Below are 16,828 nucleotides of genomic sequence, written 5' to 3' on the forward strand. Positions count from 1 at the left end.
TCAGGCTGCCTGAGTGGACAAGCTGGCACGGATCCTGTGCTGGTAGTGCAGAACCACACCGAGAAACACCAGATCCTTGAACAGGAAGAACTCGGTGACTGGCACGCCATCAACCACTTTCCAGACACCTGTCAGGGTCAGCAGGAAGCTCAGCGTCGCCAGGAAGGTGACGATAGCCCCCATGCTGCACCAGTAACCGATGCGAGGTTGCCACAGACCCACGACCAGCCCGATGGCGATCACTATCTCGACCACCCCGATCAGGTTCGATACGCTCTGTTCCGACAGGGGGCCATAGAGCCAGCTCATCAAGGGGTGGCTGGCTACCAGTGGTTTGATGGCGGCTGCCTCTGTCGGGGTAAACTTGAAGACGCCGATCCAGAGCAGGGTCAATACCACGCCCGCCAGGGCGACCAGAAAGCCTTTGTCATGTTGCTGCATGGGGGCTCCTTGTTTAAGGGGTCAGAGTGACGGGCGGGAAGTCGATCTCGGTCGCCGCCAGGTGGTTGCCATAGTTGGTCAGGGTATTGACGACCACCTGGCCGAGCACCTCCAGCAGCAGCTCGTCATCTACGCCTGCGGCCCGGGCGCTAGCAAGCTGCTCGTCACTGATGACCCCGCGTTGGTTGACCAGTGCCGTTGCCAGTTGCAGCAGGGCGTGATCAAGGGGAGCCGAGGCCTGGCCGAGTCGGGCTGCCCGGATCTCCTGGGCCGAGAATCCGGCCTTGCCCGCCAGTAGTGTGTGGGCAGACAAACAGTATTGGCAGGCGTTGGCTTGACCTATGGCCAGTGCCAGCAACTCCCGTTGTGAGGCGGTGAGGCGCCCCTTGCCAAGAGCCTCGGCAAAGGCCAGGAAGCCATTGAGCAGGGCTGGCGAGTGGGCCAGGGTGGCGTAGAGGTTGGGCACCATACCCAGATTGCGTTGCAGGGTGGCCAGGGTCTGGGCGGCTGCGGGTTGCGGTTGGGGTACGGGTTGGATACGGCTCATGATCTTCTCCTGTGGTAGTGAAGGTACGGGAGACAGTGTGCCGTCATTCGTGATACGGTTTATCACTCATCGTCTGCAAATAAATACTATTCGTCTCAAATATGGATCCGCTCTCTGCCCTGTTAGTTCATGCCTCCCCCGAAGCCAAGATCTTCTTCGCCGGCAACCTGTGCCAGAACTCCTCCAGTGATGATTACCCGAGTGGCGGACATCTTCATCTGCTGCGCAGTGGCGCCGTCATGTTGCGTGAAGAGGGGGGGGCCAGCTTGCTGCTCGAGGAGCCGACCCTGATCCTGTTCCCTCGGGGACGTCCTCACAAGCTTGAACCCAGAACGCTGGGAGGTTGTGATTTGGTGTGCGCCAATGTCGCATTCGGCAAGGGGGGATCATCGCCGTTGCAACTGGCATTACCGGGCTCGCTGGTGCTGCCGCTAAGGGAGTTGCCTGCCCTGACGCCGGTGCTGAACCAGTTGTTTGACGAGGCGTTTCACCCCCGCTACGGGCAGGATCAGCTGATCTCCCGCTTGCTGGAGGTACTGTTGATCCTGCTGCTGCGTCATCTGGTCGAGCAAGGGGTGTGTCAGCAGGGGATGCTGGCAGGTATTTCCGATCCCCAGTTGGCCAAGGCGATCTCGGTGATGCATCAGCGTGGGGATGAACCCTGGACGGTGGCCACGCTGGCGCGGGAGGCCGGCATGTCGCGGGCCCGCTTTGCCGCGAGGTTTCAGGAGCGGGTTGGTCAAGCGCCGCTGGGTTATCTGACCCACTGGCGCATGGCGCGCGCCTGCCAGCAACTGCTGGTGGGGGAGCCTATGGTGCTGGTGGCGCTGGGGGCGGGGTACAGCAGCAGTGTTGCCTTTGGTCGGGCATTCGAGCGGGAGCTGGGGGTGAGCCCGGGGCGCTGGCTCAAGGCGCAGCAACAAGCTGAATAGAAAAACGGGGCAGCCAGTGGCTGCCCCGTGTTCATGGCTGGTCAGCCAGTATAGACGTTCTCTTCCGGATAACGGATGCGGGTCTCGACCGGGCGGGCCAGCATAAAGGCCAGGGTCAGCGGGCCGAGACGGCCGCAGATCATCACCAGCACCAGGATCAGCTTGCCCGGCTCGCTCAGGGAGGCGGTGATGCCGGTGGAGAGGCCGACGGTAGCAAATGCCGAAATGGTCTCGAACATGATTTTGTCGAACGGCAGATCCTCGGTCACCATCAGCAAGAACATCGCCAGCATCAGCACCATGGTGCTGACGATGATGATGGCCAGCGATCGGGTCACGATCTGGGGCGACAGGGTGCGGCCAAAAGCGGTGACATGGGGCCGTTTGGTCAGAAACGCCTTGGTTGCCAGCAGCACTACGGCGAAGGTGGTGACCTTGATACCGCCACCGGTCGAGGTGGCACCGGCACCGATAAACATCAGCATCATCAGGAACAGCAACGCCGCCGGGGTCATCAGCCCGATATCTATGGTATTGAAACCGGCGGTACGGGCACTGGCAGACTGGAAGAAGGCCGCCAGCAGCTGGCCACCGATACCGGCCTTGCCGAGGGTGCCGGGGTTGTTGTGTTCCAGCAGCCAGAACATCAGGGTACCGGCCAGCAGCAGCGCCGGGGTCATCAGCAACATCAACTTGCTGTGCAGCTTCAGCTTGCGCCAGCGGCGGTTGCGCACCAGATCGACGATGACGGTAAAGCCGATCCCCCCCAGGATCAGCAGACCGGCGATGGTCAGGCTGATGATGGGGTCGTCCCTATAGTCGATGAGGTTGTTGGCAAACAGCGAAAATCCGGCGTTGTTGAAGGCCGAGACTGCGTGGAAGAAGCTGACATAGAGGCCGTGCACCCAACCCATCTCGGGCACCCAGCGGATCGCCATGATGCCGGTGCCGATCAGTTGGGCAATAAAGGCGAACAGCACGATCCGTTTGACCAGCTGGATGATGTTGACCGAGCCCTCTTGTCCCAGCGCCTCCTTGGCCAGCACCTGTTGGCGCAGACCGACCCGCTTGCTGAAGATGGCGATCAGCAGCAGGGTCATGGTCATTTGGCCCAGACCGCCGATCTCCATCAGCATCAACAGGAAAATCTGCCCCTGCAGGGTGAAGGCGGTGCCTGTATCCACCACGCCAAGACCTGTCACGCTGATGGCCGAGGTGGCGGTAAACAGGGCGTTGACGAAGGTAACCTCGCCATTGTGGCTGGAGGGTTGCACCAGAAAGATGGTGCCAATCAGCAGAATGATCAGAAAGCTGCCGAGGATCAGCCGGGCTTCGCTCCAGCGAGAGTCCTGCTCCCGATGGAGGGCGAAGGCGTAGCTGCTGCGCCAGTTGATCATAGGGTTTCGAGCCAATGGTCGATGGCGTGCTTGTTGCCCGCCAGGATCAGGATGTCGCCCAGTTGCAGCTCCATCTTGCCGGTCAGCACGTTGTGCAGCACGTCACCACGCTTGATGGCGAGCAGCTGGAAATCGCTCTGTTGCAGCAGATGGAAGTCGCCCAGTTCCCGGCCGTTCTGTTGCAGGCCAATCACGAACTCGGTCAGCAGCATGTCGTGGCCCAGCTCCAGATAGTCGAACAGCCGGTTGTCCAGCATGCTCTGGGCGACCCGGCGGCCCATGTCCCACTCCGGGTTGATCACCTTGTCGGCGCCCACTTTCTGCAGGATCTTGGCGTGGAACTTGTCGCGCGCCTTGACCCACACCTTCTTCACGCCCGCCTCTTTCAGGACGAGGGTGGTGAGGATGCTGGTCTCCAGGTTGTCACCGATGGCAACGAAGACGATATCGAAATTGGCCAGTCCCAGCTCGGCCACGGTGGCCTCATCGGTGGCATCCGCCACGATGACGTGATTGCAGAGGGCGGCGATTTGCCGGGTCTTGCTCTCGTCGATATCGATGGCCAGTACTTCGGCATCTTGCCGTTGCAGCTCTTCGCACAGCGCGCTGCCAAACAGGCCCAGGCCGATGACGGCAAACTGGTTGTTCATGAGTTGTTCCTCAGCAGTTGAAGTCGCCTACTCTAAACCACTGCTATTCCCCCGAAAAGGGCTCGGGTTTTTCGTCATGGGGCAACTTGAGGTAGACTGCGCCCTTGCACCAAGCCGGGATAGACCGATGAAACTGAATGCCAACGCCTCCTTGTTGAAGCTCAACACCCTTGCCCTCGATGCGTACTGCCTCTGGCTGGCCGAGGTGGAGCAGGTTGCCGATCTGGCGACCCTGCGTGCCGATCCGCAGCTCAACCAGCTGCCGCGCCTCAATCTGGGCGGCGGCAGCAACATGCTCTTCACCACCGATTTTCTCGGTCTGGTGGTGCTCAACCGGCTCAAGGGGATTACCGCTGAAGATGGTGGCGATCACTGGTTGCTCCATGTGGCGGCCGGTGAAGATTGGCATCAGCTGGTGCGTCATACCTTGCAACAGGGCTGGTTCGGGCTGGAGAATCTGGCGCTCATTCCCGGCACGGTCGGTGCGGCGCCGGTGCAGAACATCGGTGCGTATGGCGTTGAGCTGGCCGACTTCTGCGCCTATGTCGAGGCGTTCAACTGGCAGAGTGGCGAGATTGAACGGATCGCGGCGGCAGAGTGCCGCTTCGGTTATCGCGACAGCATCTTCAAACACGAGTATCAGGATTCCCACCTGATCACCGCCGTCGGGCTCAAACTGCCCAAGGCGTGGCAACCTGTGCTGGGCTATGGCCCGCTGGCGGCGCTCGGTGATGCGCCTTCGGCGCAGGCCATCTTCGATACTGTCTGTGCCACCCGCATGGCCAAACTGCCGGATCCTGCGGTGCTCGGCAATGCGGGCAGCTTCTTCAAGAATCCGGTGGTGCCTGCCGCGCTGGCGGAGAATCTCAAGGCGCGCTACCCACAGATGCCCTGCTATCCGGCCGGAGAAGGGCAGGCCAAGCTGGCGGCAGGCTGGCTCATCGATCAGTGTGGTCTGAAAGGTTTCGCCATCGGCCGCGCCGCTGTTCATCAGGAGCAAGCGCTGGTGCTGGTCAATCTGGGGGGCGCCAGTGCCATGGAGCTGATCGCGCTGGCGGCTCATGTCCGCGACAGCGTGGAGCAGACGTTTGGCGTGGTGCTGGAGCACGAGGTGCGCTTTATGAGTGCGCATGGTGAAACCTGGCTCGACGAGGTGCTCTCATGACGTTGACTCCCATCAGACAGACCCTGATCACCCTGCTTAGCGACGGCCAGTTTCACTCCGGCGAACAGCTGGGTGAGCAGCTCGGCATCAGCCGGGCGGCGGTAAGCAAACACATGGCGGCGCTCAAGGAGCTGGGGCTGGATCTCTTTAGCCTGACCGGCAAGGGCTACCGGCTGGCGGTGCCGATGGCGCTCTATGATCAGGCCACCTTGCAGGCACTGGCCCCGATGGCGCCGGTGCACTGTTTTCCGGTCATCAGCTCGACCAACCAACACCTGCTGGATCGGGTCAATGAGCTGCGCTCTGGCGAGAGCTGTCTGGCCGAGTGCCAGACAGCCGGGCGCGGTCGTCGTGGCAAACCCTGGATTTCGCCGTTTGGTTGCCAGCTGATCCTCAGCATGTACTGGCGACTCGAACAAGGCATGGCGGCGGCCATGGGGCTGAGTCTGGCGGTCGGCGTGGCAGTGGTTGAAGCGCTGGAGTCCCTTGGTTATCAGGGGGTCGAGCTCAAGTGGCCGAACGACCTCTACTATCAGGGCCGCAAGCTGGCGGGCATTCTGGTAGAGATGAGCGGTAGCGCCGGGGCCAGTTGTCATCTGGTGATCGGCATCGGTCTCAATCTGGCGATGCCTGCCCGCGAAGGTGAGAAGATTGATCAGGCCTGGGCCGAGCTGCGTCACATCAATCCGGAACTGGTGGATCGCAATCAACTGGCGGCCCGGATGATCGTCCATCTGCAGCGGGCGCTGCACACCTTTGAGCAACAGGGGCTGGCAAGCTTTGTCGATGAGTGGAACCGGCTCGATCACTTTGCCGGTCGCCCGGTGCGCTTGTTGATGGGGGATCAGGAGATCCGCGGCATCGCCCGTGGCATCGACGATCGCGGCGCCCTGCGGCTGGAGACGGAGGAGGGCACCAAGTTCTATCTGGGTGGCGAACTCTCCCTGCGCCGGGGTGATTGAGGGTCAGCAAGGCCGCTCATGATGCCAAACAGAAGAGGGGGCCTGCGGGCCCCCTCTTCGTTATCCGGCAACCGCCGTCATCATTTGCGCAGCTTGATTTGCTCGATGGCGTGCTCATGGCCCTTGGTCATGATCAGGTTGGCTCGCTCACGCGTTGGCAAGATATTTTCTTGCAAATTCAGATAGTTGATATCTTGCCAGATGTTGCTGGCGATCTGGGTCGCCTCACTCTCCGCCAGCTTGGCGTAGTTATGGAAGTAGGAGTCGGGATCCGAGAAGGCGCCGCTGCGGAATTTCAGGAAGCGTTCGATATACCAGGTGCGCAGCAGTTCGGCATCGGCATCCACATAGATGGAGAAGTCGACGAAGTCCGACACGAAGACCCGATGGGGCTCCTGAGGGTAGTCCATGCCGCTTTGCAGCACATTGAGCCCTTCCAGGATCAGAATGTCCGGCTGCTCCACCACCTTCTTCTCATCGGGAATGATGTCGTAGATAAGGTGGGAGTAAACCGGCGCTTCGACCTTCTCGTGACCAGCGCGGATGTTGGCGACAAACTCCACCAGATGGCGGATGTCGTAGGACTCAGGGAACCCCTTGCGGCGCATCAGGCCGCGCTCTTCCAGTACCTTGTTGGGATAGAGGAAGCCGTCGGTGGTGACCAGCTCCACCCGCGGATGTTCCGGCCAGCGCTCCAGCAGGGCCTGCAGAATACGGGCCGTGGTGCTTTTGCCCCCCGCCACGCTGCCGGCGATGCTGATGATATAGGTACCCTTGCCGCGTGACTGGCCGAGGAACTGCTCCAGCACCCGGCTACGGCGCTGCTTGGCTTTGACATAGAGATTGAGCAGGCGGGAGAGAGGCAGATAGATCTCTTCCACTTCCCGCAATGACACCTTCTCGTTGATCCCGCGCAGGGTCTGCAGATCGTGTTCGGTCAGGGTCAGGGGGACCGAATCGCGCAATAACGCCCATTGTTCGCGGGTGAATTGCAGATAGGGGTTATGCTCTGTCGTCATGGTGTCATCACTGTTTCTTGGGCACGGCGACCATACACCAAGGGTGGGGGAGCGACAAGGGACGCAGCAGGATTGGCTTGTTTGCCCCCGCTTTTTTGCAAACTTCCCAGCAATAAAGCATATTTTGCCGGGTTCAATGGTTGCATCCCCCAAAACCTTACAATAAAATGCGCGACGCTTGACTGTCTGTCGTCTATTTGCCGTGCAAAAGCGATAAACACAACGGGTGCAAGCAGAATTACCGTTGTGACAATCTGGCGTCTGGAGGGGTTCCCGAGCGGCCAAAGGGATCAGACTGTAAATCTGACGGCTCTGCCTTCGAAGGTTCGAATCCTTCTCCCTCCACCATATTTCTCTGCGGTTTGAGTTCTTTGGGTTAGAGAAATGCGGGCATCGTATAATGGCTATTACCTCAGCCTTCCAAGCTGATGATGCGGGTTCGATTCCCGCTGCCCGCTCCAAGATGCTGATATGGCTCAGGCGTTAGCAGAGCCGCACCCTAGGGTGAGTTCGGCAAGCGAACCAGCCATCAGTACCTCTCTCTTTCCCACCAGATTCAAATCCATCATATAAACTGTTCTGTGGTTAGCTTGCCACCGCGTACTCAGCGTTAGTTTAGAGGGACGATCATGTCTAAAGAAAAATTTGAGCGTAATAAACCGCACGTTAACGTGGGTACCATCGGCCACGTTGACCACGGTAAAACCACCCTGACTGCAGCTATCACCAACGTGCTGGCCAAGCACTTCGGTGGTAAAGCTTTCGCCTTCGACCAGATCGACAAGGCACCGGAAGAGCGTGAGCGTGGTATCACCATCAACACCTCCCACGTAGAATACGACACCGCTACCCGCCACTACGCCCACGTAGATTGCCCGGGTCACGCCGACTACGTTAAAAACATGATCACCGGTGCTGCCCAGATGGACGGCGCGATCCTGGTAGTAGCAGCGACTGACGGCCCGATGCCGCAGACTCGTGAGCACATCCTGCTGGGTCGTCAGGTAGGCGTTCCGTACATCATCGTGTTCATGAACAAGTGCGACATGGTAGATGACGAAGAGCTGCTGGAACTGGTCGAGATGGAAGTTCGCGAACTGCTGTCCGAGTACGACTTCCCGGGTGATGACCTGCCGGTAGTCCGTGGTTCTGCCCTGAAAGCGCTGGAAGGCGAAGCTCAGTGGGAAGAGAAGATCCTGGAACTGGCTGGCCACCTGGACAGCTACATTCCGGAGCCGGAGCGTGCGATTGACCAGCCGTTCCTGATGCCGATCGAAGACGTATTCTCTATCGCTGGCCGTGGTACTGTAGTTACCGGTCGTGTAGAGCGCGGTATCGTTAAAGTAGGTGAGACCGTAGAAATCGTTGGTATCAAAGATACCGTTTCTACCACCTGTACTGGTGTTGAAATGTTCCGCAAGCTGCTGGACGAAGGTCGTGCAGGCGAGAACATCGGCGCCCTGCTGCGTGGCGTGAAGCGTGAAGAAGTTGAGCGTGGTCAGGTACTGGCCAAGCCGGGCACCATCAAGCCGCACACCAAGTTTGAATCTGAAGTGTACGTGCTGTCCAAAGAAGAAGGTGGTCGTCATACCCCGTTCTTCAAAGGCTACCGTCCGCAGTTCTACTTCCGTACTACCGACGTGACCGGTACCATCGAACTGCCGGAAGGCGTAGAGATGGTAATGCCGGGCGACAACATCAAGATGGTTGTTACCCTGATTGCGCCGATCGCGATGGACGACGGCCTGCGTTTCGCTATCCGTGAAGGTGGCCGTACCGTAGGTGCTGGTGTTGTAGCTAAAGTTATCGCTTAATCTTTGGCTTACATAAATAAAGCAAAGCCCCTATAATAGGGGCTTTCTTGTGTAGGGGCGTAGTTCGAATTGGTAGAACAGCGGTCTCCAAAACCGATGGTTGCGGGTTCGAGTCCTGCCGCCCCTGCCATATACCTCGTCTCGTACGGGGCTTTTGTGTCTTTGGTTACGTCAGATACAGGTGGGTTGTATGAGTGTTAGTTCTGAGAGCCAGGGCGGAAGCAAGGATACCCTGCTTTGGGGCCTGGTTTTCATTATCCTGGCGGCCGCTGTAGTGGGTAATTACCTGCTCAACGATGTTGTCGCTGCCGTCCGCGCCTTGGGTGTGGTCGTTGTCATTGCTGCTGCTGGTGCAGTAGCCCTGCAAACCACCAAGGGAAAGGCAACACTGGCATTCGCCCGTGAGTCTCGCCTGGAAGTCCGCAAGGTCGTATGGCCGACCCGTCAGGAAGCCATTCAGACAACCCTGATTGTGCTGGCGGTGACCGCCGTGATGGGGCTGCTGCTGTTCGTTCTGGACGGTGCCTTGGTCTGGTTGGTCAACCTGATTACCGGTGTGTAAGGATAAGCCATGACTGAACAACGTGAACAACGTATGAGATGGTATGTCGTGCAGGCTTTTTCCGGCTATGAAGGCCGTGTAGCCAAGTCCCTGCGTGAACATATCAAGATGCATGGCATGGAAGACATGTTCGGTGAAGTACTGGTCCCGACCGAAGAAGTGGTCGAGATGCGTGCTGGCCAGAAGCGCAAGAGTGAGCGCAAGTTTTTCCCGGGTTATGTCCTGGTCCAGATGATCATGGATGAAACCACATGGCACCTGGTGCGTAACGTACCGCGTGTAATGGGCTTCATCGGCGGTACTTCCGACCGTCCGGCACCGATCTCCGACAAAGAGGCCGATGCCATCCTGAACCGTCTGCAGGATGCCCACGACAAGCCGCGTCCGAAAACCCTGTTTGAACCGGGTGAAATGGTGCGGGTTGCTGATGGTCCGTTTGCCGACTTCAACGGTACCGTTGAAGAGGTCGATTATGAGAAGAGCCGCGTGAAGGTCTCTGTACTGATCTTCGGTCGTTCTACTCCTGTTGAACTGGATTTTGGTCAGGTCGAAAAAGGCTGATTGAATTCTGTACGTTTAACGGTTGTCAGGGGCAGCGAATATCTCTATAATTCGCTGCCCCTTTATTAGTTGGGGAGCCGTTTGCAGGAGCAAGTCTCCGAGGCGCTAGAACCCATTTTTGAGGTATTTTCCTAATGGCTAAGAAAGTCACAGCTTATATCAAGCTGCAGGTTGCTGCTGGTGCAGCCAACCCGTCTCCTCCCGTTGGTCCTGCACTGGGTCAACACGGTGTTAACATCATGGAATTCTGTAAGGCGTTCAACGCTCGTACAGAGAAGCTGGAAAAAGGTTCACCGACTCCGGTCGTGATCACCGTTTACAGCGACCGTTCCTTCACCTTCGAAACCAAGACTCCGCCTGCTTCCTTCCTGCTGAAGAAAGCTGCTGGCATCAAGTCTGGTTCTTCCAAGCCGAACAAAGACAAGGTTGGTAAGGTGACCGTTGCCCAGCTGCAAGAAATCGCCAAGACCAAAGAGCCGGATATGACTGGTGCCGATCTGGATGCAAAAGTACGTTGCATCGCAGGCTCCGCTCGTTCCATGGGTCTGGTAGTGGAGGATTAAGACAATGGCTAAACTTTCCAAGCGTATGCGCGTTATTCGCGAAAAAGTTGACGGTACCAAAGAGTACTCCATCAACGAAGCCATTGCCCTGCTGAAAGAACTGGCTACCGCCAAGTTCGTTGAAAGCGTTGACGTTGCTGTCAACCTGGGTATCGACGCTCGTAAATCTGACCAGAACGTACGTGGTGCTACTGTACTGCCGCACGGTACCGGTCGTGATGTACGCGTTGCCGTATTTACCCAAGGTGCCAATGCCGAAGCAGCTAAAGCTGCCGGTGCTGACCTGGTAGGTATGGATGACCTGGCCGATCTGGTTAAGAAAGGCGAGATGAACTTCGACGTAGTTATCGCATCCCCGGATGCCATGCGCGTTGTTGGTCAACTGGGTCAAATCCTGGGCCCGCGCGGCCTGATGCCGAACCCGAAAGTTGGTACTGTAACTCCTAACGTTGCCGAAGCTGTCAAGAACGCCAAGGCTGGTCAGGTTCGTTACCGTAACGACAAGAATGGTATCATCCATACCACTCTGGGTAAGGTTTCTTTCAACGAAGTTCAGCTGAAAGAAAACTTGGAAGCTCTGCTGGTTGCCCTGAAAAAAGGCAAGCCCTCTTCCGCCAAAGGTCAATTCATCAAGAAAGTCAGCATCTCCACCACCATGGGTGCCGGTGTTGCCGTAGACCAAGCTTCTCTGGAAGCTCAGGCCTAATTGATGGGTTTTACAAGGCGCAAAATTTAATCTATAATTTTGCGCCTTGATTGGTTGGGGGTTTCGACCTCCGTCCAAGACCGCAGGAGGCTGCAAAGCCTTAATGTTTCCTGCGTAGACGGTGCCGGAAACCCAGCGAGAAAGATTCTTTCTCTTCTGGAATCCTGCTACCGCATCGTTCCCCTCTGTTGTAAAGGTAGGGGGGATGTGTCAGTACTGGGTCAATAGACCCGGATTCAATCCAGGAGTTAAGCCAATGGCATTGGGACTCGAAGACAAAAAGGCAATTGTTGCTGAAGTCAACGAAGCTGCCAAAGGCGCTCTTTCTGCAGTTGTTGCCGATTCTCGCGGTGTAACTGTAGACAAGATGACCGTCCTGCGTAAAACCGCTCGTGAAGCCGGTGTGTACATGCGCGTTGTGCGTAACACCCTGCTGCGTCGCGCGGTAGAAGGTACCGAATACGAGTGCCTGAACGACGCATTTACCGGTCCTACCTTGATTGCTTTCTCTAACGAACACCCGGGCGCTGCTGCTCGTCTGTTCAAAGAGTTTGCCAAAGCGAACCAAAAGTTCGAAATCAAGGCTGGCGCTTTTAACGGTGAGTTTATCGCCGCAGCACAAATTGATCGTCTGGCCACGCTGCCGACTTACGAAGAAGCAATTGCGAAGTTGATGGCGACTATGAAAGAAGCCTCTGCTGGCAAGCTGGTTCGTACTATCGCTGCTGTTCGCGACCAGAAACAAGCTGCTGCTTGATTCTCGCCTATTTAGGCTGTTTGAGTTTATTCAACATCAGGAATTTTTGTCATGTCTATCACTAAAGACCAAATCATCGAAGCCGTTGCTTCCATGTCCGTAATGGAAGTTGTTGAGCTGATCGAAGCTATGGAAGAGAAGTTCGGTGTTTCTGCCGCTGCTGCCGTAATGGCTGGCCCGGCTGCTGCTGAAGCAGTAGAAGAGAAGACCGAGTTCGACGTAGTTCTGACTGCTGCTGGCGCCAACAAAGTTGCCGTTATCAAAGCCGTTCGTGGCGCTACCGGTCTGGGCCTGAAAGAAGCCAAAGATCTGGTAGAAGCTGCTCCGGCTAACCTGAAGGAAGGCGTGTCCAAGGACGAAGCTGAAGCTCTGAAGAAAGAGCTGGAAGCTGCCGGTGCTTCTGTTGAGATCAAATAATCTGCATTTATGTAGATTAGCCTGATAAAACAGGCTAGGGCTGGTGAATTTTTGTTCACCAGCCTTTTTGCGCTGTAGACTGAGAGCATTTCACACCGTTTACGACTCTCGGTGCACCAGCAATCCGGACTGTCTTCTTTCGTCCGGGCCAACACAAAACGGTGTTGAGACAGAGCTGTCCCGCGGGACAGAGTGGGTCACTTATCAGCGAGCTGAGGAACCCTATGGTTTACTCTTATACCGAAAAAAAACGCATTCGTAAGGACTTCGGTAAGCGAGACCAGGTACTGGACACGCCTTATCTGTTGTCCATTCAGCTGGACTCCTTCAAGCAGTTCATCGAGGCTGACCCGGAAGGTGAATATGGCCTAGAGGCCGCTTTCCGTAGCGTTTTCCCGATCACCAGTTACTCCGGTAGTGCTGAGCTTCAGTATGTCAGCTATCGCCTGGGTGAGCCGGTATTTGACGTAAAAGAATGCCAGATCCGTGGAGTGACCTACTCCGCGCCGCTGCGTGTCAAGCTTCGTATGGTTCTGTACGACCGTGAAGCAGCTGCCGGCACCGTCAAAGACATCAAGGAACAAGAAGTATACATGGGCGAAATTCCGCTCATGACCGAGAACGGCACCTTTGTTATCAATGGTACCGAGCGGGTTATCGTCTCCCAGCTGCACCGCAGCCCGGGCGTCTTCTTCGACCACGATAAAGGCAAAACTCATTCATCCGGTAAGGTACTGTATAACGCTCGCGTTATCCCCTACCGTGGCTCCTGGCTGGACTTCGAGTTTGATGCGAAAGACAACCTGTTTGTCCGTATCGACCGTCGTCGCAAACTGCCAGCATCCATTATTCTGCGCGCCCTGGACTTCACTTCCGAACAAATCCTGGCCACCTTCTTCGAGACCATCGGTTTTGAAGTAAAAGATGGCAAGTTGATGATGGATCTGGTGCCGGAGCGTCTGCGTGGTGAAACTGCGACCTTTGACATCGTGGCCAATGGCGCCGTGGTGGTTGAGACCGGTCGTCGTGTGACTGCGCGTCACATCCGTCAGTTGGAAAAAGATGCCGTTACCCAGATTGAGGTACCGGTTGAGTATGTTGTTGGCAAAGTTGCTGCCAAGGACTACGCACATCCGCAAACTGGCGAGATGGTCGTGACCGCCAACCAGGCGCTGAGCCTGGAAGCGATCGCCAACCTGTCCCAAGCCGGCTTCAAGCATTTCGAGGTTCTGTTCACCAACGAACTGGATCACGGTGCTTACATGTCCGAGACCCTGCGTGTCGACTCCAGCTCCAACCGTTTGGAAGCGCTGGTCGAGATCTATCGCATGATGCGTCCGGGCGAGCCGCCTACTCGCGAAGCTGCAGAACAGCTGTTCGAAAACCTGTTCTTCTCCGCCGAGCGTTACGACCTGTCTACCGTAGGTCGGATGAAGTTCAACCGCCGTCTGGGTCGTGAAGACGAGACTGGCGCTGGTGTACTGACCAAAGACGACATCGTCGATGTGATGAAGCGCCTGATCGACATCCGTAACGGTAACGACGAAGTGGATGATATCGACCACTTGGGTAACCGTCGTATTCGTTCTGTCGGTGAAATGGCTGAAAACCAGTTCCGCGTCGGTCTGGTGCGTGTCGAGCGTGCGGTCAAGGAGCGTCTCTCCCTGGGCGACCTGGACACCCTGATGCCGCAGGATCTGATCAATGCCAAGCCGATCTCCGCCGCAGTCAAAGAGTTCTTTGGTTCCAGCCAGCTGTCCCAGTTTATGGACCAGAACAACCCGCTCTCCGAAGTGACCCACAAGCGTCGTATCTCCGCGCTGGGCCCGGGCGGTTTGACTCGTGAGCGTGCCGGCTTTGAAGTCCGAGACGTACACCCGACCCACTACGGTCGTCTGTGCCCTATCGAGACTCCTGAAGGTCCGAACATCGGTCTGATCAACTCTCTGTCCGTGTACTCTCGTACCAACGAGTACGGTTTCCTCGAGACCCCGTACCGTAAGGTCATTGACGGTGTGATCACCGACGAAGTGGACTACCTGTCTGCTATTGAAGAAGGCAAGTACGTGATCGCACAGGCTAACGCCGCGACCACCGAAGATGGCCGTCTGAAAGATGAATTGATCCCGTGCCGTCACAAAGGTGAATCCACCTTTATGAACGCCGACCAGATCCAGTATATGGACGTGAGCCCGCAGCAGATCGTATCTGTGGCAGCGGCTCTGATCCCGTTCCTGGAACACGATGACGCGAACCGCGCATTGATGGGTTCAAACATGCAACGTCAGGCTGTACCGACTCTGCGTGCTGACAAGCCGCTTGTAGGTACCGGTATGGAACGCGCTGTGGCCGTTGACTCCGGTGTAACCGTAGTGGCCAAGCGTGGCGGCGTAATCGACTATGTCGATGCCTCCCGTATCGTCCTGAAGGTCAATGAAGATGAGCTGATGCCAGGCGAAGCCGGCATCGACATCTACAACCTGACCAAATACACCCGTTCCAACCAGAACACCTGTATCAACCAGCGTCCTTGCGTGATGTTGGGTGAGCCGGTCATGGCTGGCGACGTACTGGCTGACGGCCCGTCCACCGATCTGGGTGAACTGGCGCTGGGTCAGAACATGCGCGTCGCGTTCATGCCGTGGAACGGTTACAACTTTGAAGACTCGATCCTGGTGAACGAGCGTGTTGTTCAGGAAGATCGCCTGACCACCATCCATATCCAGGAACTGGCCTGTATCTCCCGTGACACCAAGCTGGGTCCGGAAGAGATCACTGCTGACATCCCGAACGTGGGTGAAGCCGCTCTGTCCAAGCTGGACGAGTCCGGTATCGTCTACGTGGGTGCTGAAGTGAAGGGCGGCGACATTCTGGTCGGTAAGGTAACCCCGAAAGGTGAAACCCAGCTGACGCCGGAAGAGAAGCTGCTGCGCGCCATCTTCGGTGAGAAGGCGTCCGATGTGAAGGACTCCTCCCTGCGTGTGCCGAACGGTGTGTACGGTACCGTGGTTGACGTGCAAGTCTTTACCCGCGATGGCGTGGAAAAAGACAAGCGCGCCAAAGAAATCGAAGAGATGCAGCTGAAGGAAGCGAAGAAGGACTTGACCGAAGAGTTCAAGATCCTGGAAGACGGCATTTTCGGCCGCTCCCGCAACCTGCTGCTGGCCGCCGGTTACAGCGAAGATCGTCTGAACAAGCTCGATCGCTCCAAGTGGTTTGAACTGGCCATCGAAGACGAAGGCAAGCAGACCGAACTGGAACAGATCGCTGAACAGCACGTTGAGCTGAAAGCCGAGTTCGACAAGAAATTCGAGAACAAGCGTCGCAAGATTATCCAGGGTGATGATCTGGCGCCGGGCGTACTGAAAATCGTCAAGGTTTATCTGGCAGTCAAGCGTCGCATCCAGCCGGGTGACAAGATGGCGGGCCGTCACGGTAACAAGGGTGTTATCTCCAAGATCTGTCCGGTCGAGGATATGCCTCATGACGAGTTCGGCCGTCCGGTCGACATCGTACTGAACCCGTTGGGCGTACCATCCCGTATGAACATCGGTCAGATCCTCGAAGTGCACCTGGGCCTTGCGGCCAAGGGTATCGGCGAGAAGATCGATCGCATGGTCAAAGAGCAGCGCGAGCTGCACGAGATGCGCAACTTCCTGCAGCAGGTCTATGACCTGGGCGAGAAGGACACCCAGCAAGTGAACATCGCCGAACTGTCTGATGACGACGTACGTACCCTGGTGGGTAACCTGCGTAAGGGTCTGCCGGTTGCTACTCCAGTGTTTGATGGTGCCAAAGAGCGCGAAATCAAAGCCCTGCTGAAGCTGGCCGATCTGCCGGAATCCGGTCAGATTGATCTGTTCGATGGCCGTACCGGTAACCGCTTCGAGCGTAAAGTAACCGTTGGTTACATGTACATGCTCAAGCTGAACCACTTGGTCGACGACAAGATGCACGCGCGTTCTACCGGTTCTTACAGCCTGGTTACCCAGCAGCCGCTGGGTGGTAAGGCTCAGTTCGGTGGTCAGCGTTTCGGTGAGATGGAAGTGTGGGCCCTGGAGGCTTACGGTGCGGCATATACCCTGCAGGAAATGCTGACCGTCAAGTCTGACGATGTGAATGGCCGTACCAAGATGTATAAGAACATCGTGGATGGCGACCACCGTATGGAGCCGGGCATGCCCGAATCCTTCAACGTATTGCTGAAGGAAATCCGCTCTCTGGGTATCAACATCGAGCTGGACGAAGAGTAAGAGCTCGCTCTTATTGTTCGAGAATTGACGTGGGCGCCCCGCTGTTTTGGCAGCCGGGGCGCCGAGGTTAGACTCCTGACAG

Annotated in this window: 16 protein-coding genes and 3 tRNA genes; 14 read left to right on the top strand and 5 right to left on the bottom strand. The window is 57.0% G+C overall.

The window, feature by feature from the left end; genetic code table 11:
- Positions 1-441 (bottom strand): DUF417 family protein, encoded by a 441-nt coding sequence (locus tag OKC42_RS10060; protein WP_005341854.1) that lies wholly within the window; start codon positions 439-441, stop codon positions 1-3.
- A 13-nt stretch (positions 442-454) separates the two neighbouring features.
- Positions 455-988 (bottom strand): carboxymuconolactone decarboxylase family protein, encoded by a 534-nt coding sequence (locus tag OKC42_RS10065; RefSeq protein ID WP_201954005.1) that lies wholly within the window; start codon positions 986-988, stop codon positions 455-457.
- A 101-nt stretch (positions 989-1,089) separates the two neighbouring features.
- On the opposite strand from OKC42_RS10065, the gene OKC42_RS10070 reads away from it, so the two are divergent.
- Positions 1,090-1,920 (top strand): AraC family transcriptional regulator, encoded by an 831-nt coding sequence (locus tag OKC42_RS10070; RefSeq protein WP_201954008.1) that lies wholly within the window; start codon positions 1,090-1,092, stop codon positions 1,918-1,920.
- A gap of 41 nt (positions 1,921-1,961) precedes the next feature.
- On the opposite strand, the gene OKC42_RS10075 is transcribed toward OKC42_RS10070, so the two are convergent.
- Together OKC42_RS10075 and OKC42_RS10080 are read right to left on the bottom strand one after the other, a co-directional pair.
- A complete protein-coding gene (locus tag OKC42_RS10075) occupies positions 1,962-3,317 on the bottom strand; it encodes a TrkH family potassium uptake protein (protein ID WP_005341850.1) in 1,356 nt (451 codons plus the stop codon).
- Positions 3,314-3,967, bottom strand: coding sequence for a potassium channel family protein (locus tag OKC42_RS10080; protein ID WP_270819604.1), 654 nt, complete (start codon positions 3,965-3,967; stop codon positions 3,314-3,316). The genes OKC42_RS10075 and OKC42_RS10080 overlap by 4 nt, the downstream gene beginning before the upstream one ends.
- Positions 3,968-4,094: 127 nt before the next feature.
- On the opposite strand from OKC42_RS10080, the gene murB reads away from it, so the two are divergent.
- A complete protein-coding gene (gene murB, locus OKC42_RS10085; protein WP_201954024.1) occupies positions 4,095-5,132 on the top strand; it encodes a UDP-N-acetylmuramate dehydrogenase in 1,038 nt (345 codons plus the stop codon).
- Entirely contained in the window at positions 5,129-6,094 is a 966-nt protein-coding gene (gene birA / locus OKC42_RS10090) for a bifunctional biotin--[acetyl-CoA-carboxylase] ligase/biotin operon repressor BirA (protein ID WP_118854372.1), read from the top strand. Before murB ends, birA begins: the two co-directional genes overlap by 4 nt.
- Positions 6,095-6,174: 80 nt before the next feature.
- On the opposite strand, the gene coaA is transcribed toward birA, so the two are convergent.
- Complete coding sequence (gene coaA / locus OKC42_RS10095) at positions 6,175-7,113, bottom strand: type I pantothenate kinase (RefSeq protein ID WP_005339877.1); 939 nt, start codon at positions 7,111-7,113, stop codon at positions 6,175-6,177.
- A gap of 263 nt (positions 7,114-7,376) precedes the next feature.
- Between coaA and OKC42_RS10100 the strand changes: the two genes are divergently transcribed.
- The 11 genes from OKC42_RS10100 (at position 7,377) to rpoB (ending at position 16,746) form a co-directional block, all read left to right on the top strand.
- Positions 7,377-7,461 (top strand) — tRNA-Tyr (locus tag OKC42_RS10100).
- Between the two features lie 38 nt (positions 7,462-7,499).
- A tRNA-Gly gene (locus OKC42_RS10105) sits at positions 7,500-7,574 on the top strand.
- Positions 7,575-7,742: 168 nt separating this feature from the next.
- Positions 7,743-8,927: an elongation factor Tu gene (gene tuf / locus OKC42_RS10110; RefSeq protein ID WP_005341825.1), complete on the top strand. Its 1,185-nt coding sequence runs from the start codon at positions 7,743-7,745 to the stop codon at positions 8,925-8,927.
- 53 nt (positions 8,928-8,980) lie between these two features.
- A tRNA-Trp gene (locus tag OKC42_RS10115) sits at positions 8,981-9,057 on the top strand.
- 60 nt (positions 9,058-9,117) lie between these two features.
- On the top strand, positions 9,118-9,489 hold the full coding sequence (secE, locus tag OKC42_RS10120; protein WP_005306322.1) for a preprotein translocase subunit SecE: 372 nt from the start codon (positions 9,118-9,120) through the stop codon (positions 9,487-9,489).
- A gap of 9 nt (positions 9,490-9,498) precedes the next feature.
- Positions 9,499-10,050: a transcription termination/antitermination protein NusG gene (gene nusG / locus OKC42_RS10125; RefSeq protein WP_005306318.1), complete on the top strand. Its 552-nt coding sequence runs from the start codon at positions 9,499-9,501 to the stop codon at positions 10,048-10,050.
- 134 nt (positions 10,051-10,184) lie between these two features.
- A complete protein-coding gene (gene rplK, locus OKC42_RS10130; protein WP_005339887.1) occupies positions 10,185-10,613 on the top strand; it encodes a 50S ribosomal protein L11 in 429 nt (142 codons plus the stop codon).
- Positions 10,614-10,617: 4 nt separating this feature from the next.
- Entirely contained in the window at positions 10,618-11,319 is a 702-nt protein-coding gene (gene rplA, locus OKC42_RS10135) for a 50S ribosomal protein L1 (protein ID WP_005339888.1), read from the top strand.
- A 256-nt stretch (positions 11,320-11,575) separates the two neighbouring features.
- Positions 11,576-12,076 carry a 50S ribosomal protein L10 gene (rplJ, locus tag OKC42_RS10140; RefSeq protein WP_005339895.1) on the top strand — a complete coding sequence of 167 codons (501 nt, stop codon included), beginning with the start codon at positions 11,576-11,578 and terminating at the stop codon, positions 12,074-12,076.
- A gap of 51 nt (positions 12,077-12,127) precedes the next feature.
- The gene (rplL, locus tag OKC42_RS10145) at positions 12,128-12,493 is read left to right on the top strand and encodes a 50S ribosomal protein L7/L12 (RefSeq protein ID WP_005306304.1); all 366 of its coding nucleotides are present in this window, start codon (positions 12,128-12,130) and stop codon (positions 12,491-12,493) included.
- A 224-nt stretch (positions 12,494-12,717) separates the two neighbouring features.
- Positions 12,718-16,746, top strand: a complete 4,029-nt coding sequence (gene rpoB / locus OKC42_RS10150) for a DNA-directed RNA polymerase subunit beta (protein ID WP_005339897.1) — start codon at positions 12,718-12,720, stop codon at positions 16,744-16,746.
- Positions 16,747-16,828 lie beyond the last annotated feature (82 nt).

It is taken from the genome of Aeromonas sp. Y311-2 (assembly GCF_027706025.1).
Lineage (GTDB): Bacteria > Pseudomonadota > Gammaproteobacteria > Enterobacterales > Aeromonadaceae > Aeromonas > Aeromonas veronii.